Origin of the sequence: Acetobacter lovaniensis, assembly GCF_014207635.1 — a bacterium.
In the GTDB taxonomy this organism is placed as follows: Bacteria; Pseudomonadota; Alphaproteobacteria; order Acetobacterales; family Acetobacteraceae; genus Acetobacter; species Acetobacter lovaniensis.
The window spans coordinates 79,279-99,642 of the sequence record NZ_JACHIE010000008.1 but is presented as its reverse complement, the minus strand read 5'-3'; the positions used below and the strand labels follow the sequence as shown (position 1 = coordinate 99,642).

The following is a 20,364-nucleotide window of genomic DNA, read 5'->3' as shown; positions in this document are numbered from 1 at the left end:
GCGCAGAGGGGTATGTCCCGTTCTCTGGCTCTGCTGCTCTCGGTTTCCTCATTAGCCAGTTTTGGCGGGCTATATTGTTCCGGTATCGGAACAGCATGGGCGGAAACCGATCAGTCCACACAGGTGGCAAAACGGCAAGCCAGAGCGCTGCCGCGTAAAAACTCCGTGGCGTCCAAGACAGGTACCGCCGAACGCCGTGCAACAGCAGTTGAATCAGCTGGAACGGAAGAAGTGGGCGTAACAGGGCACGTGACCCTGTCCAATGGGGTGACCAACAGAACGCCCGGTGGGGGCATGATGCCGCCGCAGACCATTGCCAAATCCCGCAGTGGTCTGACGCGTGATTATATTGCCAAGCAGAGCCCCACCAGCAACCCCGCCGCCCTTGTGGCCAGCCTTCCCGGCGTTGTGTATGCAGGTAATGACCCGCTTGGCACGAATGATGACCAGCAGGGCCTGACCGTGCGTGGGCTTAACCAGCAGGAAATCGGCTTTCTGTTTGAAGGTATTCCTGCAGCCGCTCCTGTGTATCTGCTGCCTTATACCTCTGCGGCAGCGGATAACGAAAACATCCAGTCCCTGACACTTACGCAGGGTTCGCCAGATACACGCTCCCCACTCTATAATGCGGTTGGGGGTGAACTGTCTGAAACCATGCATGATCCTTCACACCATTTTGGTGGGTTGATTGATGCTTCTTATGGGTCCTTCAGCCTGCGCCGTCATTTTATCCGTGTTGAAACGGGTGAAATTGGGAAAACAGGTGTACGGGGCTTTGTTTCCTTCTCGCACCGTGTGGCGGATGAATGGCGCGGTGTGGGCGGCACCCAGCGCTACCATGTTGATATGAAGTTTGTGAAAGACTGGGGACGCGATAACCACGCAGCCTTTGTCATGAGCTATAACGATGCCCAGCAGTATTACCTGCGTGCGCCCACCAAGGCTCAGTGGGAAGCGCAGGGCGTCAACTTCAATTATAACGATACGCCGTTTGGTTCCTCACCGGGGAATTACTACAAGTATTACGAAAACAGGATGAAGAAGTTCATTCTGGGCGCGCCGATCAATATGAAGTTCGATCACGGGCTGGCGCTGGATGTTACGCCGTATTTTACCTACTCGTGGGGGTATGACAACGGCGGCACCACGCTGGATCGGAATAACAGTTATCTGGGTCCCAACCCGGCAGGGCCTCTTCAGGTTCCGGGTACAAATAACACGATTATTGCGGACTCTATTGATACCTACACGCTGGCGTATTCGGGTATTAACGCCGCCCTGTCCTGGACGCGCGGGCATAACACGGTGACCGGTGGTGCATGGTATTCCTATTTTGACCAGTCCGAACCGCAGAACTATCAGGCTGTCAACCCGGATGGCAGTGTGCCGAGCATGTGGGGCAACAACCCCATTCTGACTGCCAATGGCAGTGTGCTGCGGACATATGACATTCACCTCATCCAGCAAACCAATGCGCTGTTCATCAACGATACGTACAAGGCGTTCCATGACCGGCTGACACTTACAGCCGGGTTCAAGGAAGTCATGGTCACACGTTCGCAAACCAACAATGTGCCGGGGGTGACTTACGCTACCGGGCAGAGTGTTGCCGAGCCGCTGCCACAGTTCATGGCCAGCTTTAAAATTACACCGAACGACCAGATCTATATTAACGGCACCTCTTCTTTCCGTATGCCTGCCTCGATCATGACCTATGCGGACCGCTACAGCATCAGCAGTGGCAAGCTGTCCACCCGTCATGCTACCAAGATCAACCCTGAATTTGCTATTGGTGAGGAAATTGGTTACAGGCACACGGGTTTTGCAAACGTATCTGTTTCCCTGTTCAACTACAATTTTACGCACAGGCAACTGAGCACAACCACCTATCAGGGGGGACTGCCTGTTTCTGAATCGATTGATGCAGGTGGGCAGACCATGCGTGGCGTACAGCTCGAAGTCGGGCTGCGTCGGTGGCACCACTTCAGCCCCTATGTTTCGGGGCAGTATGAACATGCGACCATCGACAATAATCTGTCCGCGGGCACCAGCGATGGTTCCAATACGACAGTTGCCCTGCCCACCAAAGGCAAAAGGGCTGTCAATACGCCTGAATTCACGGCGGCGATTGGTCTGAACTACGATGATGGATCCATCTTTGCCGGGTTCAACATGAATTATATTGGCAAACAGTATTCAACGTTCATGAACGATGAGTCCATTCCCAGTTATGAAACGTTTAATGCCAATATTGGTTACCGGTTCAAGAATATGTGGCTTGCGAAACATCCGCAGATTCAGCTGAACCTGCTCAATATTGCCAATAGCGGGTACCTGTCTGGCACAAGCAGCATCAAAACCAATGCCCGGAGCATGGTGGTGAATGGCCATACGGTCGCCGGGAGTGCTCCGCAGTACTATGTTGGCGGTGGTTTTGCCGGTGTCCTTTCCTTCTCAACAGGTTTTTGAGCATTTAGTGACGGAGATTTTGACGTGGCCCGTTTTCCCAAAGCATTAACCTTCGATGTTGTCGGTACCCTGATCGACTTTGAAAGCGGGATGATGGACGCGCTGCAAAGGTTGTGTGGGGTTACCATAGAGCGTGAGGCATTCCTGAGTGCTTACAGGGGAATGCGTGCACGCGGGCAGACCCTGCCTTTCCCGCAGGATTTAAAGCCCATTTACCTGCAACTGGCTGCGCAGTTTGGCCTGCCTGAGACAGAGGCTTACGCAGATGCATTTGTTTACGCGGCCAAAGACTGGCCCGCGTTTGCAGATAGTGTGGAAGCCATGCAGCGCCTTGGCAGGCACTTCAGGCTCGTTGCCATGACCAACACGCAACGCTGGGCTTTTTCAGGCATGGAAAAAACGCTCGGCATGCCCTTCCATGATTCCATCACGGTGGATGATGCGCTGTGCGAAAAACCGGATACCGCCTTTTTTGGCTTTGCCCGGGGCCGCCTGAGCCGGGATGGTATTCTGCAAGGAGATATTCTGCACGTTGCACAAAGCCAGTATCATGACATCGGAATAGCCCGCAAACTGGGCTACACGGTATGCTGGATTGAGCGGCGCAAAGCCATTGGTGGGTTTGGTGGTACCATTGCGGTCGAAACCCTGACAAAGCCAGACTACCATTTTTCCACCTTGAAGGAACTCGCAGACCTGGCGGATCAGGGCGGCCTGCAAATGTTATACTCCTGAGAGGATACAAGGCATGGAAGTCCGGACCCTTGATGACATACCAGCATCGGCCTTTCATTTACGTCTAGCACTTATTGCTGGTGGTGGTCCTTTTTGCGACGGCTATATTCTGGGTATTATTGGTGTTGTACTTCCGTTGCTGGTTTCCAGTTTCCATCTGGGAGCCAACGCCACCGGGTTTGTGGGGGCTGCCTCTCTGGCCGGTGTTTTTGTGGGAGGGCTGGCGGGAGGGGTCACCTCTGACCGCTTCGGGCGCAAGATCCTCTATACCGTGAACATTCTTATGTTCACGGTCTTTTCCGCCGCCCAGTTTTTTTGTGTCAGCTTTGCCGGTCTGCTGGTCTGGCGTTTTCTTATCGGCATTGCCATTGGCGCGGATTACCCGATTGCGACAGCTTACGTGACCGAGTTCATGCCCCGGCGCTGGCGTGGACCGGCACTGAGCGGACTGATCACCTTCTGGTGGCTGGGGTATGTGTGCAGTTTTATTGTCGGGTATGCACTGCTTTCGTTTTTTCCCTGTAACTGGCAGCTTATTCTTGGCTCCAGCTTTGTACCATCACTCTTTTTGCTGCTGTGCCGTGCGGGTATGCCGGAATCTCCTCTCTGGCTGCTCAGCGTTGGGCGGGTGGCGGAAGCGCGGCATATTGTTAAAACATTCCTGAATATGGATGTTGCGTTTGAAGCGCCTTCTCCTGCGGGAACAGATGGGGGAATACGGCAGGTTATGACTCTGCTATGCAGCCCACGCTACAGGGGATTGCTGCTTTTTGTGAGTGTGTTCTGGATACTGCAAAGTGCTCCTGCCTTTTCCATCCATACCCTGCAGGCGCAAATTCTGGCGCAAATGCACCTGACCAATCCAGTTCTTGCAGCCTGTGTGGTCACATGCTTTACGTTCCTTGGTATTCTGCCGGTCACATTCGGGCTGATCAACAGAATTGGGCGCAGAACGCTCCTGATCTGGTCTTTTGTACTGGCTGCACTGTCGCTGCTCTTTATTGTTGTCTGGCCGGGGCAGGCAGGATGGGCGGTTCTGGTTGCTTTTATTGTGTATTCAGCCGTGGAAGCTGCTGGGAGTGGCCTTCAGTTTGTGTATCCTAATGAGCTGTTCCCAACAGAAATACGCGGCACTGCGGTTGGTTTTGCCTCCTCCGTCAGTAGGCTGGGGGCTGCTTTGGGTACTTTTCTACTCCCTGTCGGAGTGGCCCATTTTGGCGTGCAGGCAACCCTTTTTGGCGCTTTTGCTCTTCTTGCCCTTGGGGCACTTATATCCTGGCGTTGGGCACCAGAAACAGCTGGGCTCAGCCTTTCCCAGGCTAGTCATATTACCCTTTCCTGATAAGGTTATGAGGAACGCGTTATGAAGTTAACCTCTTATTGGCTGGAAACAGCCCCATCATTCACAGCCAGCCCCATTGCCGCTCTGCCCGGCTCAGTGGATGCCGTGGTGGTAGGGGGGGGATTTAGCGGTCTTTCCGCTGCCCTGCGGTTACGCCAGTTGGGTGCATCTGTTGTTCTGCTTGAGCGTGAGCGCGTAGTGGGCGAGGCTTCGGGCAGGAATGGTGGCCATGTAAACAACGGCCTTGCGGGCAGTTTTTCCTTCGCATGCAAAAATCTGGGGGTAGATAAGGCAACATCCCTTTACAGGGTCTTCAACGCGGCGGTTGATGCGGTTGAGACTGTTGTGCGGGATAACGCGATTGACTGCGATTTTGAGCGCTGCGGCAAGCTCAAGGTTGGCAACTTGCAGGTCCATCGGGCTGCTCTGTTGTCTGATTATGAAAAACTCCAGAAAGAAGCTGACCCAGACGTGAAGTTTATAGATGGGCAGCAGATCAGGAGTGAACTGGCATCAGATCTGTTTAACAGTGGGCTGATCTATCCACAGAGTGCGCGCATGCATATGGGCCGCTTTGGTGTGGGACTGGCCCAATCGGTCATGAAGGCGGGCGGCCTGATTTTTGAAAACACGCCCATGACCGGGATCAAATCCGGTAAGGGAGGGTTTGAGGTCTCAACCCCTCATGGTCGGATTTTTGCAAAAAACGTGCTTATGGCAACTGGCACCAGCAGGCATGGTCCATCCTGGTTCCGCCAGCGCATTATGCCGGTGGGGAGCTTTATTGTCGCAACCGAGCCCATGGATGCCACAACTCTTGAGCAGGTTATGCCCGGTGGCCGCAATGTTGTGACCATGCAGAACATTCATAACTATTTTAGGGCAACGGCGGATAACAGGCTGATTTTTGGCGGTCGTGCCAGTTTTTCGCGTTCACGGACCACAACGGATATTGCAAGCGGGCATATGCTGCTTGCCGCCATGCGCCGTACACTTCCTGCCTTGCCAGATGTCAAAATAGATTATTGCTGGGGTGGGGACGTGGATATGACCGTTGACCGTCTCCCACGTGCTGGGCAGTGGAATGGTGTGTATTACACCATGGGCTATAGCGGGCATGGTACACAGATGTCTGTTTACATGGGCCAGCGTATGGCTGAAGCCATGAGCGGCATGAGCGGTACCAACCCACTTGCAGGGCGGTCCTGGCCAAAGATTCCGTTTTATGGTCTGGCGTCACACTTCCTGCCGGTTGTGGGGGCATATTACCGGGCCAAGGATTATGTGCAGAATCTGGAACCCTGAATGCTTCATGCTTTCCTCCGATTACTCTTTATATCGGGGTAACCGGAGCGCTATTGACAGCCAAGGGTAATCAAACAAGGGGACGGAGCAGGCGGGGATTATAATCCCCGCCTGTTTTTATGTTGCCAGATAAAAGATTAATAGCCTTTGGAACGATCGACTTTGGAGGGGAAATCCCGCTCCCCAGCCAGATAGCGTTGCACGGTATCAAGGAGCACACGTCCTGCGGTTTCTGCCTGACTATTGCTGGCCACATGGGGAGTGATCAACACATTGGGGTGCGTCCATAAAGGACTGTCCGCAGGGAGAGGCTCGGGGTCCGTTACGTCCAGAATGGCCGCTCCAATCTGGCCGCTATCAAGGGCAGCAAGCAGGTCTGGTGTCACAAGATGCGCGCCCCGTGCGACATTGATGATTTGCGCCCCTTTTGGCAGTTTTGCAAACAGATCGGCGTTGAGCATGCCCCGTGTCGCGTCTGTCAGCGGGAGCAGGCAGATCAGGATATCTGTTTCAGCCAGAAAAGCGTCCAGTTCCTCCGCACCTGCGTAACAGGTTACGTTGGTTACAGAATGGCGTGAGCGTGACCAGCCACGACAGTTAAACCCGGCATGAGCCAGAGCGCTGGCCACCGGGGTGCCGAGTGTGCCCAGACCCATAACACCCACCCGGCGCTGTGAGGCTATTTTGTTATGTCGGGTTTTCCAGACATGCTGCTTCTGCTCGGCCAGGTAGGTCAGTATCTCGCGGTGCAGTGTCAGGGTTGCCCACAGAACGTACTCAACCATCCCGTCCGTCAGGCCGGGTTCGATCATGCGGATAATGGTCACATGCTCGGGTATTGCGCTCATATCGAACTGGTCAACACCCGCTCCGACTGAAAACAGGACCTCAAGGTTGGGAAAGCGCTGGAGCAGGTCCGCCGGAGGCTCCCATGCGGCAATGAAGCGCACATCCTCCGGGTTCCCGGTTTCCGGCCAGATATGGAAGGAAAGGTCAGGCAGCGCTTTTTGGAACAGTGGCTTCCAGGCTTCTGCACGCGCACGGGTGGATTTGAGCAGAAAAGACATAGCGTAGTTTCCTACAAAATAAGAACAGTCGTCCCAGCCTCAACACAGCGCCTGGCTGCACAGGGCATAGCAGGTGGGGGATTGTATGGTTGCATCTCTGGCTTCAGCCATCTCGGTGGACATGGAGACAACAGAGCCCACACATAACAGGCCCCACTGGTCGAGCAGTCCTGCCACGGTTTCGTCCTGTGGAATGTCCACGCGCAGGAACTGCCCTGCGCAGGTTCCAGCCCAGTAGGCCAGCATGGGCAGGGCAAAAGCCTGATCCAGTGCAATAATCGGGCCTGTGGCCTGCCCCCAGCCAAATTTACGGCAGAAGGAAAAACCCAGAATACCTTTTTCTGAATCCACAAGAATACCGCGTCCGTCCTCCATCAACCGCGTGAGCAGGATAGAGCGGTCGAGTTTGAGAGCCGCTTTGTCCATAGCGCAGATCGCGTCCAGATCGGCAACGCCCATAGGCCGCATACGGCAGCCTTCTGGCAGGGGGATCAGGGGGACGGTGGAAACATTGCCCTGATGTTGCATGACGACGCCCGTGGAACGAAAGCCGCTTTTTTCGTATAGCGGCACTCCGGCGGATGTGGCGTTCAGGTGGAGCCTATAACCTGGCAGGGCTTGGCGGGCCAGAGCCATAAGGTGTTTGCCTATGCCATGCCCCTGCCATGCGTGGCTGACAATAATCATGCCCAGACTGGCTGCCTGGGGGCCCCAGGCCCACCACAGGAGTGTCCCCACAATGGAACCGTCCATGGTTGTGGCGACAAACCCATTGCCCAGAGCAAGCATCTGCTCCCAGTCTTCCAGCCTGTGGGGCCATGCCAGATCCTTGGAGAGCTGCCACGCCTGAGGAAGATCTTCCGGGGTCATGGGGCGGAATGCGAGCTGGGTCTGCAGGATTGGGGGGGAGGTTGCGGTCTGGGTCAAATTTTCTGCTCCGGGAAAAAGTCCTGAATCGGAAAAGACTCTTTTACAATAGGGGATTTTATCACGATATAACTGAAGTACTTCTCGATCCCGATATTTAGCTCAAGAAGGTTTTCCATGATCGTCTGGTAATGTTCCACGTCGCGGGTAATAAACTTGACCAGGTAGTCATATCCACCGCTGATCAGGTGGCATTCCACAACCGTATCAAGCTTGCTGACATGGTTTTCAAAACGTGCAAAATCATGGCGTCTGTGATCAGACAGGGTGATTTCCGTAAACACGGTCAGGATGGACGTTATCTTACGGATATCAATCTGGGCGCCGTAGCCTGTTATGTAGCCAGCAGCTTCCAGCCGTTTGACACGGATCAGGCACGGGCTGGCCGAAAGACCAACCCTGTTGGCAAGTTCGACATTGGTCAGACGACCATTGCGCTGCAACTGCGTAAGAATTTTAAGGTCAATTCTGTCCAGCTTTGGGGTGGGCTGCATGGCAGAGACGATCTCCAGCGCAAGGATGGGTCAGCCCCGGCGCGGGGCTGATGAAATACTGATCAGAATGTTCCGGATGTTAAACGTCAAGCCCGCCAAGGTGCAGACTTTTTGTTTCCAGAAATTCTTCCATGCCCGCATGTCCTCCTTCGCGGCCAAGCCCGGATTCCTTGATCCCGCCAAAAGGCACGCTTTCCATGGAAATGGCGCCGGTATTGTGCCCGATCATGCCAAATTCCAGTGCTTCCCCCACGCGCCACAAACGACGGATGTCGTTGGTAAAAAAGTAGCCAGCCAGCCCGAAAGGCGTATTGTTGGCAATGTCTATGGCTTCTTCTTCCGTTTTAAAGCGGAACAGGGGCAGCACGGGGCCAAATGTTTCCTCGTGGGCCACGCGCATTTCAGTGGTTACACCTTCAAGCACGACCGGCCAGACAAAACGGCCCTCCGTGCGCAGGGGGGCACCCACGTAACGGGCCCCCCGGCTCAAGGCATCCTCCACATGGGCGCGTACTTTGGCTACGGCAGAATCGTTGATAAGCGGCCCGATCGTGCTGCCCTCGTCCATGCCAGCACCAACCTGCAAAGCCTCAACCTTGCGCATGACGGCCTCTAGCAGGCGGTCCCATATGCCGTCCTGCACCAGCACGCGGTTGGCGCAGACGCAGGTCTGCCCGGCATTGCGGAACTTGCTTTGCATAATGCCTTCGGCTGCGGCGTCCACATCCGCATCATCAAACACAAGGAAGGGCGCATTGCCGCCCAGTTCCATGCTACATTTTTTTACGGTCGCGGCAGATTGCCCGAGCAGGATTTTGCCTACACCCGTAGAGCCGGTAAAGGTGAGCTTGCGTACAACCGGGCTCTCGGTCAGGACTTTGCCCACTGCTGCGGGCAGACCTGTAATCACGCTCAGCAACCCTGTGGGCAGGCCAGCACGTTCACCCAGCACGGCAAGAGCAAGGGCGGAAAAAGGTGTCAGTTCAGAAGGTTTGATGACCATGCTGCATCCTGCGGCAATAGCAGGGGCACATTTGCGGGTGATCATGGCCAGCGGGAAGTTCCACGGTGTAATGGCGGCCGTGACCCCAATAGGCTGTTTAAGCACCAGTACGCGTCTGGCGGGGTCTGTCGTGCTTAGAATACTGCCCTCGTTCCGGCGGGCTTCTTCGGCATACCATTTCAGGAAAGATGCGGCATAACGCACTTCTCCCCGTGCTTCAGCCAGAACCTTACCCTGCTCTGCGGTCATGATCGTGGCAAGGTCTTCCAGATTGTCCATGACAAGCTGGTACCATGTGGCCAGAACTTCGGCCCGCTGTGTGCCGGTTTTGCGCCTCCAGGCCAGTTGCGCCACGCGTGCGGCTTCAATCGCCTGTTGGGTATCCTGTGCGGTGCAGGCAGGCACGGATCCAATAATGGCTCCTGTTGCCGGATTATCCACATCAATCCGCTGGTTGTCTCCCGCATCACACCAGATACCGGCTATAAAAGCCTGCTGGCGGAAGAGTGTGGAATCAGTCAGGGCAGGTTGCGCCATGGTATTTCTCCTCATGAAAGGGGGATCAGGATAGGTCTGATGCCTGTAAGTGGCAGTTAATCCGTGCGCCAGAAGGCGCCTGCCACGTTGGGGGTAGGGTTTGGGCACAGTCTGCGACAGCGATCGGGCATCGCGGCATGTAGCAGCAGCCATGAGCGGGAACCGGGGTCGTTCTGCCCGGTTTTAATCCGTTTTGCCGAATAACCCCGTCCAGCCAGCCGGGCTGCATTTCTGGCACGGAGTTTTCCAGCTTGCGGGTATAGGGGTGGTGTGGGGGCGTGTTCATGGCAGACGCCGTGGAGAACTCCACGCAATGCCCGGCGTACAGAACAGCCACATGGTCACAGACAGAACGGAGCGCGTGCAGGTCATGCGTAACAAAAAGCCACGATAGCCCCAGTTCACGCTTGAGTTCCATCATCAGGTCCAGAATGGCGGCGGCCACAACGGTATCGAGCGCTGCGGTAATTTCATCGCAGAGCACAAGCCGGGGGCGGGCGGCCAGAGCACGCGCAAGATTGACACGCTGTTTTTGGCCACCGGAAAGCTGGGTGGGGTAGCGCCCGGCCACAGCAGCAGGCAGGCGTACCATGTCCAGAACCCGGTTCAGGGCTGCGTCCGAGGCATCTTCGTTATAAAATGTCAGAACACGACGGAGCGTGGCACCTACGCTCAAGGCCGGATTAAGCACCAGATCCGCGTTCTGCGCGACCAGTTGCAGGTGCTGGCGCTGCTGGGGGGTACGGTCCTCAATTTTGGGGGGGAGGGGCTGGCCAGCAAAAGCATGTTGCCCCCTGACCAGGGCTGAATACCGGCTATGGCCCGGATAAGGGTACTTTTGCCACACCCTGATTCGCCGATAATCCCCAGTGTTTCACCCGCGCGAACGGGCAGGCTTACGTTGTTGACAATGGTATATCTGGGGTGACCGTTGGCCATAATGGCCCCATAACCGACCATCAGGTTCTGCACATCAAGCAGCGGTGTTGCGGGCTGCAACGCATTGTGGTTGCGCAGCTGCGGCTGGCTGGCTGCAACAAGCTGCCGGGTATAAGGCTGGGTGGGCTGGCTCAGGATCTGTCTGGTCGGGCCTTCTTCCTGCACACTGCCATTTTTGAGTACAACCGCGCGGTCGGCCATCTGGGCAACAATGGCCAGATCATGGGTGACATAAACACCCGTAAACCCGCACTTGCGCATGGCGACCCTAAAAGCTTCCAGCACTTCGATCTGTGTCGTTACATCCAGTGCTGTTGTGGGTTCATCAAAAATAACCACTTCAGGTTCGGTTATCAGTGCCATGGCGGCCATGATCCGCTGGAGTTGCCCCCCTGAACATTCATGCGGGTAGCGCGCGCCAATGGTATGGGGCGTGGGCAGGGCCATCATTTCGAACAGTGCTATGGCATGGTCCACGGCCTCCTTGCGACGGAGGATGTGGTGGGTCAGGGCCGGTTCGATCACCTGTTCCATAAGGGGCAGGGCGGGGTTAAAGGCGGCACCGGCATTCTGGGCAATATAGGCAATGGTTTTGCCCCGAAAACTGCGTAATTCGCCTGCATCCATGCTGCGTACGTCGTGTCCGGCTACCCGTAACTCCCCCTGCGCTATGCGGCAGCCCGCGCGGGCATAGCCGGTCAGGGCAAGAGCAATGCTGGTTTTACCTGAGCCGGATTCACCGATTAAGGCCAGCATCTCACCTTCGGCCACGTCAAAACTGACATTGGAGACAATGGTGGTTTCCGGTCCTGCGGCCCTGCTGCCAGTCAGACAGAGGTTCCGGACCGTAATAAGGGGCAGGGTAGAATACCCGTTCATTGGCGTCGCCCTTTACTGTCCAGAGCAAGATTGAGCCCCACTGTCAGGAACGCAATGGCCAGTGCAGGCGCGATAACGGCTGGTGCTCCGTAAACAAGACCCAGCAGATTTTCCCGCGTGAGGGAGCCGAGATCTGTCTGCGGGGGTTGCAACCCGACACCCAGAAAGCTGAGATTGCTCAGTAATCTTACGGCATAAATAAACCGTAGCCCCACATCGGTCAGCACCGGTCCTGCCATGTTGGGCAGGATTTCCCGCAGGACCAGATAGCTCGTTTTTTCTCCCCGCATACGTGCGGCAAGGATGAAGTCTTTCTGCACGATGGAGAGTGCCAGCATCCGGCATGTGCGGTAGGAGCCGGGCAGGTAAATGCACGCCATTGCCAGTACAAGCACCGGCATGGAAGAGCCAAAGGTTGCCACAGCCACAAGCCCGCTTAACAGCGAGGGGATGGAAATCACACCATCCATGAAGCGTGAGAGCAGGGTATCGGTCATTCCTCGTTTAAGGGCGGCCATCATGCCCAGAAAGGCGCCAACGCCGCAGGCCATGGCGGTAGACGCCGCACAGAGCAGTACGGTGCTGCTGGTGCCATAGAGCAGGCGGGTCAGTACATCGCGGCCCAGATAGTCCGTGCCCAGCAGATGCTGGAGCGACATGGGAGCGAATACAGTGGTGCTAACCACTTCTCCGGGCAGGTAAGGGGCAATCCATGGCCCGATAAGGGCCAGTAGCAGCCACAGCATGGCGAGTAGTAATGGCGCCTGCAAAAACGGGGTCAGGGAGCGTGGCAGGGGAAGGGTAAGCATCATGCACCGTTCCTTTCCTGCGCGGAGAAGAGGGCGACAATATCGGCCAGCGTGGTCAGCAGCAGATAGGCGGCGCAAAAAATGAGTGCACAGGATTGTACCAGCGGAATATCGCGCGATGTCACACTATCCACCATCAGACTGGCGATCCCGGGGTAATGAAAAACAGATTCCACAATGACCACGCCTCCAAGCAGATAGGAAAGGCTGAGCGCCATCACGTTGAACAGTGGCGCTACAACATTGGGTAAAACGTGGCGCAGGATAATGGCGGTGGGGGATACTCCCTTGAGTATGGCCATTTCCACCCATGATGAACTGAGCACATTCACCATAACGGCACGTGTCATGCGTGCCATCTGCCCCACAATTACACATCCCAGTGTGGCGACCGGCATGGAGAACGCCGCCAGAAACGATCCGATGGAATGAATATCGCTAATACTGGCAAGGGCGGGCAGCAGGTGCAGTTGCACGGCAAACACCAGAACCGCCAGTGTTGCGACCAGAAACTCGGGAACAGATACAACGCAAAGTGTCAGTACGGACACACAACGGTCAAAAACCGTATTACGGAATATGGCCGAAAGCGTGCCAAGCAGCAAAGCCGTGGGAACCGCAAAAAGCGTTGTAATACCGGCCAGTAAAAGCGAGTGCAGCAGGCGTTCGTGCACCATGCTCATGACAGACTGGTGGCTGACCAGTGACATGCCAAAATCACCCCGGAGCAACCCACCTGCCCAGCTTGCAAAACGCAGAAGAACAGGTTCGTCCAGCCGCAGGCTGTGGCGCAGGGCGGCAACCGCATCAGGCGTTGCCGCCTGCCCCAGAAGGGATTGCGCCACATCGCCGGGCAGGGCGGAGGTAATAAAAAAGACTGCGACCACAACAAAAACAAGAGATACGCAGGATGCGCCAAGCCTACGGGCAATGGCTATGCCAAGCTTTGCCGTCATGGAGCGGTTCCCCCTACTGCAGAGGGGATTGTCTGTTCATCCACCCAGATGTGACGGGCAAAATTATACCCCATCAACTGCCCCCCCTGATGCGGGCGTAAACCCTGTATGCGGGGGTGAAAGCCATCCAGACTGGTAATGAAGCTTGGAATGCACACGCCCGAACCCGTATGGATCATGGCTTGCATATCGTTATACAGGGCATGCCGTTTTGCAGAATCTGGCTCCTGGCGGCTGAGGGCGAGCAACTGGTCGAACTGTGGGTCGCGCCAGTGGGATTCATTCCATGGGGCAGTCGAGGTAAAGCTGAGCGCAAAGGTCATATCCGCGGAGGCACGGGGGTTAACATTGCCAAACCCCATGGGAAAACGCATCCATGACTGGCTCCAGTACCCATCAGCGGGCATACGGCGTACATCCAGCTTCAATCCGATGTTCTGGGCTGCATTCTGGAGGAGCACGGCCATTTCCACAGACCCGTTTGCTGCGGGAGAGCAGATGAGTGGTGGCAGGCTCTGGTTGAGAAAACCGTTTTTTTTGAGCAGGAATCTCGCTTTGTCCGGATCAAATCTGGTCTGGGGCAGGGTTGTGTTGCAATCACGGTGTTCGGGGGGGAGGGGCTGGTCGTTGCCTGTGCGGCAAAAGCCCAGATAAATGGAACTGCGCATCTGTTCGCGGTTGAACAGCAGCTTCATCGCCTGCACAAAATCCGGGTTCTGGCCCGGCCCCACATCCTGACGAATAGCCAGATTGGTGTAAGTTCCTGTCGGACTTTCCAGCACTGAGATATTGCGTTTGCGGATGAGTGCTACAAGCCGGGGGTCCACGGAGGCAATAATGTCCACATCACCCGAGAGCAGGGCATTATGCCGTGCCATATCATCGCTGATGGAAATGAGTTCGAGAGAATCTACCCATACGCCGTCAGATTTCCAGAAATTGGGATTGCGCAGCGCTACTGAACGGATGCCAGGCTGGAAAACGGCACAGGTAAACGGACCAGTACCATTGGCTTTATGAAACTGGGTTGTACCCTCGCGGATAATGGCAAAATTGGTTAACCCCAGAACAGAAGGAAATGCAATATTGGGTGCATCCAGTTCGATCACGACGCCAAGTGGTCCATCGGCTTTTACGGTGCGCATGGCCATGGCCAGATAATGGACCTGCGACCCAAGTTCAGGGGCTTTATGGCGAAGGATGGAATACACAACATCGGCCGATGTCAGGGGGGCTCCATCATGGAAGCATACGCCCCTGCGTAACTGGATATGCCATGTTTTAAAATCGGTGCTGTCGATGCTCAGGGCAAGGGCGGGATGTGGGGTCAGGGTCTCGTCCAGTGCGACAAGACCATCGTAAAACATATTGCCCCGCATGTAATCAGTCGCCATGGACTGACGCGCAGGGTCCAGCGTATCGCTCAGGGAGCCTGAGGTGGAGGCGGCCCGCACATGCCCACCGGTGCGGGGTTGTGCGTTGTGCGGCCCGGCTCCCGCCAGACCGGCCCCGTCAGCATTGCCGCCAGCCGCCCACGCCGCACCTGACCACGGTTGCACCGCACAAAAACCTGAGGCCAGCAGGCATGTTCCCTGTTTCATCATGTTGCGTCGGTTCAGCATCAACACGCTCCAACTGGGGGAAAACAGGGGGAAAGGAAACAGAACGGGGCGAATACTGTATTGGAATAATCGCCCCGCTTCCGGAGTGAAGGCTTACAGGCCCAGAACGCCGGGGAGGCCACCAATGTCAGGGATTTCGGTGTAACCGTAATACGGCGTGGAGGGTTCATGCCCGCGAGCGACAAAAACCTTGTTGCGAATACCCAGATCATGCGCGGTCATCAGGTCATAACGCAGGGAGGATGAAACATGCAGGATATCCTCCGGGCCGCAACCCAGCTTGTCCAGCATGTATTCAAACGCACGCATATGCGGTTTGTATGCCTGCGCGTCTTCCGCCGTAAAGACAGCATGCACAGGTGCGCCAAGCTTGGCTACGTTGGAGTGGATTTGTGTATTGGAGGCGTTGGAAAGGATGACCAGAGGCACTTCCTTGGCAACCTTGGACAGCCCTGCGGGCACATCATCCCACGGACCCCATGTGGGAACAGCTTCATAAAACTTGTTGGCTACTTCAGGTGCGAAGGGAACATTCCACTTTTTGCAGGTGCGCTCCACGGCATTGAGCAGCACGTAACGGTAGGGCTGCCATGGGCCCAGAACCTCGTCCAGCCGGTAGGCGGCAAAGTCCTTGCAGAACTGTTCCATGCTTTCGGGGGGAACGACATCCGCGTAAAGCTCGCGCGCCATGTCGCTCATACGAAAGCGGGTCAGTGTGCCGTAGCAGTCAAATGTTACGAATTTTGGCCTGAACGTCGTCATGATGTTTTTATCCGTCTGGTTAACGTTACGGTATGACAACATAAACCGAATGGAGAATGCTACTGCTTTCTTGGTTTATGCAGCAGAGCCTTCTGTATGTTGGAAAAGGGACCACAGATAATGCGGTGGACTTATCTGGCCTGATCTGCCCGCCCCAAACCGGCAGGCAGATCAGGGAATGTTATGGGTCGACCGGGGCCGCAAACCGGGCAATGCTGAACGGTTCAAGGGGGATTTCGGTTTTGCCCGTAGCCAGAAGGTCCGCCATGGTGGCCCCTACACCCGGCCCGAGCTGAAAACCATGACCACAGAAACCAAAGGCGTAATAAAGGCCCGGCACACGGGCACTTGGCCCCATGACGGGTAGGTCATCATCAGTATAGCCCTCAATGCCGCTCCATGTCCGGATAATGCGCAGGCGGGCAAAATCGGGTAGAATGCGCTCCAGATGTGGCATCTGCCGTACGAGGTTCAGCGGGTTAAGCTGTGCACGTTTGGTATTCAGGTCCACGGTGCTACGCAGCCCGCCACCAAATACAATATTCCCACGTTCCACCTGCCGCAGATATACGCCTTCTTCTTCCACCCACGAAGCATAGCCGATAACCGGGTGAATACGGTAAGGAACAGGTTCTGTTACCCCCATCTGGGGTGCTTTGGGGGTGAGGGGGAGGTTTTCGCCAAAAGCGGCAGCCATTTTTTGCCCCCATGCCCCGCTGGAAATCTGGAGCAGTGGGGCAGTAAAGCGTAGACCATCAGCAGTTTCCACCACAAAATCTTCTGCCGTGCGCGTAATATTGCTGACTTCAGCCCGTTCCTGCACAGTTGCACCTGCCCGTCGCGCCGCGCGGCCAAAAGCAGGAGCGGCAAGGCGGGGGTTGGCGTGCCCGTCAAGCGGAGAAAAAGAAGCACAGTCTACATCAGGCGCGAGCATGGGAAAGCGCTCCACAGCCTTGCAGCCATTGTAAAGCTCCAGTTCCAGACCGTAGGGTTTGCAGTCCTGCGCGTATTGTTCCAGTCGGGCACTGTCCTCGGCTTTAAAGGCAACGCGCACATGCCCACTGGGCAGGAATTCCACATTTTCGCCAATCAGGCGGGGGAGGTCGCCCCACAGGGCGCGGGACCTGTTGGCAAGGGGGAGCTGAGGCAAAAAGCGGCCCTGTCGGCGCACATTCCCAAAATTGGTGCCAGAGGCATATTGGCCGACCAGATCGCGCTCAAGCAGAATAACGGACAAACCCCGCTGGCGCGCAAAAAACGCGGTTGCAGCCCCCATAATACCGCCGCCAACAATAATAACATCGGCCCGTGCAGTGGTGTTTGTAACAGGCTGGCTCATGTCATAATACCCCGGATTTTGGCGGGTAAGGGTTTAATGGGTGCTGCACTGCGGATACGGCCTGCCTGTTCAATGGGCATTTTTCGGGCGGCTGCCAGAACTTCCGCTCCGGCAAGGCCGCACATGCGCCCCTGACAACGGCCCATGCCCACACGTACAAAAGCTTTGGCACGGTTGAGCTCCGGCGCATCCAGCGAGCCAGCTGCCCGGCGGATATCACCTGCTGTCACGTTCTCGCAGCGGCAGATAACAGTCTCGTCCGGTAAGGAGGCAGCATTACGCCATGGCCACGGAAAACCCGTTTCCAATCCTTCACGGAAGGCTGTCATAGGCTCCAGCGCCTTACGCAAACGCGCGACTTCCTGAGGGGACACACTAAAGCCCAGATCAGCAAGGCAGCGCAGGGCGGCCAGAGCTCCAGCAGATTCAGCACCATCCGCGCCGCGTATGCCAGCGCCATCACCGGCCGTATAAACACCGTGCTGAGAAGTGGCGCCATCCACGTCCGTAACGGGCAGCCACTGGCGGGATATGGGGTCGAAAGCGAAGTCGCATTTCAGCAGATCGGCCAGTTGTGTTTCCGAGCGCAGGCCATACCCCATGCCTACGGCATCACCCACGGTATGGCGTAGCTGGCCTCGGCTGTTGCGCCAGGTTACTCCCCTTACGCGCAACCCGCCTTCATCATCCCGCTCTTCTATGCGCACAGGCTGTATCCCTGCATGCAGGGCCACGCCTGCACGCATGAGCTCGGCCATATAACGCACACCCTGCGCCAGTATGGCGGGGCGGTGGCGCAGGCCGCGCAGGCCTTTAAGGCGGGTTTTGAGGGTTGATGTATCCAGTACCGCGCGCGGTTTTATCCCGGCCTTCAGATATTGCCACGCAACCAGATACAGAAGCGGTCCCGTGCCCATAAAGACTGGGGCCGCACCAACGGCGCAGGCCTGTGCTTTGAGCGCGATCTGGGCCCCCCCAAGGGTAAATACGCCGGGTAATGTCCAGCCCGGACAGGGCATGATGCGGTCGGTCGCACCTGTGGCAATGATCAGCGCGTCATAGGAAATGGCATCTACCCGCTGGTTATGTTCGACCAGAACCTGCTGGTCCACAACGCCCCATGCCAGTGTTTCGGGGCGGTAGTCGATACGGGGGAGCAAGTCTGCAAAAGCCTTGTGCAATGCTGTGGCGGCACGTGCGGAAGCTCCATAGAGCTTTGAGGCAGGGCGTATGAAATTTTCCGGTTGCCTGCGGTAGATCTGGCCACCCTGCTGGCGGTTTTCGTCCAGCACAATCGGGCGTAGGCCTGCCTGGGCAAGGGTTTGTGCCGCGCGTGTGCCAGCAGGCCCCGCTCCGACAACAATAACTACTGGCTTGTCCATGGCACCTCTGCTGTCACTATACGTAGGCCGGGGGTGGCCGGGGTGGAACAGGCGCGCAGTTCATCGCCGCTTTCAGTCCATACGCGGCAATCCTGACAGGCTCCCATAAGGCAGAAACCCGCGCGTGGTTTTTGATCGAACTCGTTCAAACGGAGTTGCGCGCCAGCCAGAAGGAGCGCGGTCAGAATAGTATCTCCCTCAAGCGCTGTTACGGGCTGTCCGTTGACTGTGATGGTAATGGGTGACCGTTGTGTTTCGGACACACGTCGGAAAAGTCCCTTCATGAGGGTGGATCTCCTGCCATGGCCGTGGCGGTGTTTGCGCCACGGCTCGGTGTCTCAGGCAATTGCTGCGGCTATGTCCTTGTCGTCCAGCAAGGTGTTCAATACGACCTCGATACGATCGCACAGAATATCTGTCTCTTCCAGCGTCATGCACAATGGAGGAGCCAGCCCGATGATGTCATCGCCAAAGGCGCGGAACAGAACGCCATTTTCGTAACCAATGCGGGCCAGTTTTTTAGAAATGCCCAATGAGGCGGCTGGCTTGGTTTTGGCCTGTTTGTCCGTCACCAGTTCAATGGCTGCAAGCATGCCCATGGACCGGGTATCGCCCACCAGAGGGTGGTCTTTCATGCTGGCAAGGCGCTTCGCCAGATGCACACCGGAGCGCACGCCGTTTTCAAGCAGCCCGTTCTGGTAAAGATCCAGCACGGCAAGGCCAATGGCAGCACTCACGGGGTGGGCGCTGTAGGTCATGCCGTGGCCGACAGCAACACCTGCGGGGGTTGCATCGCGGATTGTGGCATACATACCCTCGCTCATGAATACGGCTCCCATAGGGGCGTAACCAGATGTCAGGCCTTTGGCGACGGTCATCATGTCCGGCACAACATTTTCATGCTCACAGGCAAACAGGGGGCCGGTGCGTCCAAAACCGGTAATCACTTCGTCTGTTACAAACAGAATATCCAGTTCCCGGCAGGCGTTGCGCATGGCACTCAGCCACCCCACCGGGGGCACAGCAACACCGCCCGACCCCTGCACGGGTTCACAGAAGAATGCAGCGACGTGTTCAGGCCCGCCGAGTTCGGCCACCTTGTTGTGGAGGTCAGCCACACAGGCAGCAATAATGGCGGCGGCATCCGGCCCTTTGGGGTGGCGGTAAGGGTCGGGGCTGGGAATGTGATGCTGCCAGGCTAGAGGCACATCCGCATTACGGTGGAAAGCCGCAAGAGCTGTAAGGCCAGCACCGGTATAAGTGCTGCCGTGGTAGCCACGGGCCAGACCAATCACATGGCGTTTTTCTGGTGTGCCGCGGGCATGCTGGTAAAAACGGATAAAGCGCAGGGCGCTATCCACGGCATCTGACCCACCTTGAGAGAAAAAGACCCGGTTAAGATCACCGGGGGTTACGGCAGCAAGGCGGGAGGCAAGGGTAATGGCGCTCTCGCTTGCAAAACCAAAATAGCCGGTGGCGTAGGGCAGGCGGGTCATCTGTTCTGCGGCGGCCTGCACAACACTTTGCTGGCCATAACCCACGTTAACGCACCAGAGCCCGGCAAACCCGTCGAGCAGTGTGTTGCCATGAATATCGGTCAGCCATGATCCCTGACCGGATTGCAGGATACGAGGTCCATGTTCTTCCTGATCACGCCATGATGAGACGGGATGAATCAGGTGAGCGCGATCGAGTGATACGAGTGTCTCTGGAGTCATGGCAGTTAGTATCCGTTGTGTTGTTGGCCTTGTTTTTCCTATGCTGCTACAGGCGGAAAATATGGTGCCGTAACCAGTC

The 20,364-nt window shown here is 56.4% G+C and carries 17 protein-coding genes and 1 pseudogene; 4 read left to right on the top strand and 14 right to left on the bottom strand.

Annotated features, from left to right (window positions below; translation table 11 throughout):
• Window positions 1-12: 12 nt before the first annotated feature.
• Genes HNR55_RS10320 through HNR55_RS10305 form a run of 4 tightly spaced genes read left to right on the top strand, consistent with a single transcriptional unit; the run spans window position 13 to window position 5,851 of the window.
• A complete protein-coding gene (locus HNR55_RS10320; RefSeq protein WP_166115087.1) occupies window positions 13-2,469 on the top strand; it encodes a TonB-dependent receptor in 2,457 nt (818 codons plus the stop codon).
• Window positions 2,470-2,493: 24 nt separating this feature from the next.
• On the top strand, window positions 2,494-3,204 hold the full coding sequence (locus HNR55_RS10315) for an HAD-IA family hydrolase (RefSeq protein WP_166115084.1): 711 nt from the start codon (window positions 2,494-2,496) through the stop codon (window positions 3,202-3,204).
• Between the two features lie 13 nt (window positions 3,205-3,217).
• The gene (locus tag HNR55_RS10310; RefSeq protein ID WP_166115081.1) at window positions 3,218-4,546 is read left to right on the top strand and encodes an MFS transporter; all 1,329 of its coding nucleotides are present in this window, start codon (window positions 3,218-3,220) and stop codon (window positions 4,544-4,546) included.
• Window positions 4,547-4,567: 21 nt separating this feature from the next.
• Window positions 4,568-5,851 carry an NAD(P)/FAD-dependent oxidoreductase gene (locus tag HNR55_RS10305; protein WP_166115078.1) on the top strand — a complete coding sequence of 428 codons (1,284 nt, stop codon included), beginning with the start codon at window positions 4,568-4,570 and terminating at the stop codon, window positions 5,849-5,851.
• A gap of 137 nt (window positions 5,852-5,988) precedes the next feature.
• On the opposite strand, the gene HNR55_RS10300 is transcribed toward HNR55_RS10305, so the two are convergent.
• From HNR55_RS10300 to HNR55_RS10240, 14 genes and pseudogenes are all read right to left on the bottom strand, one after another.
• Window positions 5,989-6,918, bottom strand: a complete 930-nt coding sequence (locus HNR55_RS10300) for a 2-hydroxyacid dehydrogenase (protein ID WP_166115075.1) — start codon at window positions 6,916-6,918, stop codon at window positions 5,989-5,991.
• 39 nt (window positions 6,919-6,957) lie between these two features.
• Entirely contained in the window at window positions 6,958-7,845 is an 888-nt protein-coding gene (locus HNR55_RS10295; RefSeq protein WP_166115072.1) for a GNAT family N-acetyltransferase, read from the bottom strand.
• The gene (locus HNR55_RS10290; RefSeq protein ID WP_166115069.1) at window positions 7,842-8,339 is read right to left on the bottom strand and encodes an Lrp/AsnC family transcriptional regulator; all 498 of its coding nucleotides are present in this window, start codon (window positions 8,337-8,339) and stop codon (window positions 7,842-7,844) included. The genes HNR55_RS10295 and HNR55_RS10290 overlap by 4 nt, the downstream gene beginning before the upstream one ends.
• Before the next feature lie 79 nt (window positions 8,340-8,418).
• Window positions 8,419-9,879 carry an NAD-dependent succinate-semialdehyde dehydrogenase gene (locus HNR55_RS10285; RefSeq protein WP_166115066.1) on the bottom strand — a complete coding sequence of 487 codons (1,461 nt, stop codon included), beginning with the start codon at window positions 9,877-9,879 and terminating at the stop codon, window positions 8,419-8,421.
• Between the two features lie 25 nt (window positions 9,880-9,904).
• A complete protein-coding gene (locus HNR55_RS17285) occupies window positions 9,905-10,165 on the bottom strand; it encodes an oligopeptide/dipeptide ABC transporter ATP-binding protein (RefSeq protein WP_242005552.1) in 261 nt (86 codons plus the stop codon).
• A gap of 234 nt (window positions 10,166-10,399) precedes the next feature.
• Window positions 10,400-11,574: pseudogene (locus HNR55_RS16975) on the bottom strand (ABC transporter ATP-binding protein); the annotation flags it as partial.
• Window positions 11,575-11,693: 119 nt separating this feature from the next.
• On the bottom strand, window positions 11,694-12,509 hold the full coding sequence (locus tag HNR55_RS10275; protein ID WP_166115064.1) for an ABC transporter permease: 816 nt from the start codon (window positions 12,507-12,509) through the stop codon (window positions 11,694-11,696).
• Complete coding sequence (locus HNR55_RS10270; protein ID WP_166115062.1) at window positions 12,506-13,462, bottom strand: ABC transporter permease; 957 nt, start codon at window positions 13,460-13,462, stop codon at window positions 12,506-12,508. Before HNR55_RS10270 ends, HNR55_RS10275 begins: the two co-directional genes overlap by 4 nt.
• Window positions 13,459-15,084, bottom strand: a complete 1,626-nt coding sequence (locus HNR55_RS10265) for an ABC transporter substrate-binding protein (RefSeq protein WP_242005544.1) — start codon at window positions 15,082-15,084, stop codon at window positions 13,459-13,461. Before HNR55_RS10265 ends, HNR55_RS10270 begins: the two co-directional genes overlap by 4 nt.
• Before the next feature lie 93 nt (window positions 15,085-15,177).
• Window positions 15,178-15,846 carry a haloacid dehalogenase type II gene (locus HNR55_RS10260; RefSeq protein WP_166115059.1) on the bottom strand — a complete coding sequence of 223 codons (669 nt, stop codon included), beginning with the start codon at window positions 15,844-15,846 and terminating at the stop codon, window positions 15,178-15,180.
• 181 nt (window positions 15,847-16,027) lie between these two features.
• The gene (locus HNR55_RS10255) at window positions 16,028-17,185 is read right to left on the bottom strand and encodes an NAD(P)/FAD-dependent oxidoreductase (RefSeq protein WP_166115055.1); all 1,158 of its coding nucleotides are present in this window, start codon (window positions 17,183-17,185) and stop codon (window positions 16,028-16,030) included.
• Window positions 17,182-18,567 carry an FAD/NAD(P)-dependent oxidoreductase gene (locus HNR55_RS10250; RefSeq protein ID WP_166115052.1) on the bottom strand — a complete coding sequence of 462 codons (1,386 nt, stop codon included), beginning with the start codon at window positions 18,565-18,567 and terminating at the stop codon, window positions 17,182-17,184. The genes HNR55_RS10255 and HNR55_RS10250 overlap by 4 nt, the downstream gene beginning before the upstream one ends.
• A complete protein-coding gene (locus HNR55_RS10245; protein WP_166115049.1) occupies window positions 18,552-18,851 on the bottom strand; it encodes a (2Fe-2S)-binding protein in 300 nt (99 codons plus the stop codon). The genes HNR55_RS10250 and HNR55_RS10245 overlap by 16 nt, the downstream gene beginning before the upstream one ends.
• A gap of 54 nt (window positions 18,852-18,905) precedes the next feature.
• The gene (locus HNR55_RS10240; RefSeq protein WP_166115046.1) at window positions 18,906-20,285 is read right to left on the bottom strand and encodes an aminotransferase class III-fold pyridoxal phosphate-dependent enzyme; all 1,380 of its coding nucleotides are present in this window, start codon (window positions 20,283-20,285) and stop codon (window positions 18,906-18,908) included.
• Window positions 20,286-20,364: the final 79 nt, after the last annotated feature.

What these genes read in the sequence shown, in the direction of transcription:
- HNR55_RS10320 (WP_166115087.1), top strand. Translation starts at nt 13, where the DNA reads ATGTCCCGTTCTCTGGCTCTGCTGCTCTCGGTTTCCTCATTAGCCAGT.
- HNR55_RS10310 (WP_166115081.1), top strand. Translation starts at nt 3,218, where the DNA reads ATGGAAGTCCGGACCCTTGATGACATACCAGCATCGGCCTTTCATTTA.
- HNR55_RS10305 (WP_166115078.1), top strand. Translation starts at nt 4,568, where the DNA reads ATGAAGTTAACCTCTTATTGGCTGGAAACAGCCCCATCATTCACAGCC.
- HNR55_RS10300 (WP_166115075.1), bottom strand. Translation starts at nt 6,918, where the DNA reads ATGTCTTTTCTGCTCAAATCCACCCGTGCGCGTGCAGAAGCCTGGAAG.
- HNR55_RS10290 (WP_166115069.1), bottom strand. Translation starts at nt 8,339, where the DNA reads ATGCAGCCCACCCCAAAGCTGGACAGAATTGACCTTAAAATTCTTACG.
- HNR55_RS10285 (WP_166115066.1), bottom strand. Translation starts at nt 9,879, where the DNA reads ATGGCGCAACCTGCCCTGACTGATTCCACACTCTTCCGCCAGCAGGCT.
- HNR55_RS17285 (WP_242005552.1), bottom strand. Translation starts at nt 10,165, where the DNA reads ATGAACACGCCCCCACACCACCCCTATACCCGCAAGCTGGAAAACTCC.
- HNR55_RS10275 (WP_166115064.1), bottom strand. Translation starts at nt 12,509, where the DNA reads ATGATGCTTACCCTTCCCCTGCCACGCTCCCTGACCCCGTTTTTGCAG.
- HNR55_RS10270 (WP_166115062.1), bottom strand. Translation starts at nt 13,462, where the DNA reads ATGACGGCAAAGCTTGGCATAGCCATTGCCCGTAGGCTTGGCGCATCC.
- HNR55_RS10265 (WP_242005544.1), bottom strand. Translation starts at nt 15,084, where the DNA reads ATGCTGAACCGACGCAACATGATGAAACAGGGAACATGCCTGCTGGCC.
- HNR55_RS10260 (WP_166115059.1), bottom strand. Translation starts at nt 15,846, where the DNA reads ATGACGACGTTCAGGCCAAAATTCGTAACATTTGACTGCTACGGCACA.
- HNR55_RS10255 (WP_166115055.1), bottom strand. Translation starts at nt 17,185, where the DNA reads ATGAGCCAGCCTGTTACAAACACCACTGCACGGGCCGATGTTATTATT.
- HNR55_RS10250 (WP_166115052.1), bottom strand. Translation starts at nt 18,567, where the DNA reads ATGGACAAGCCAGTAGTTATTGTTGTCGGAGCGGGGCCTGCTGGCACA.
- HNR55_RS10245 (WP_166115049.1), bottom strand. Translation starts at nt 18,851, where the DNA reads ATGAAGGGACTTTTCCGACGTGTGTCCGAAACACAACGGTCACCCATT.
- HNR55_RS10240 (WP_166115046.1), bottom strand. Translation starts at nt 20,285, where the DNA reads ATGACTCCAGAGACACTCGTATCACTCGATCGCGCTCACCTGATTCAT.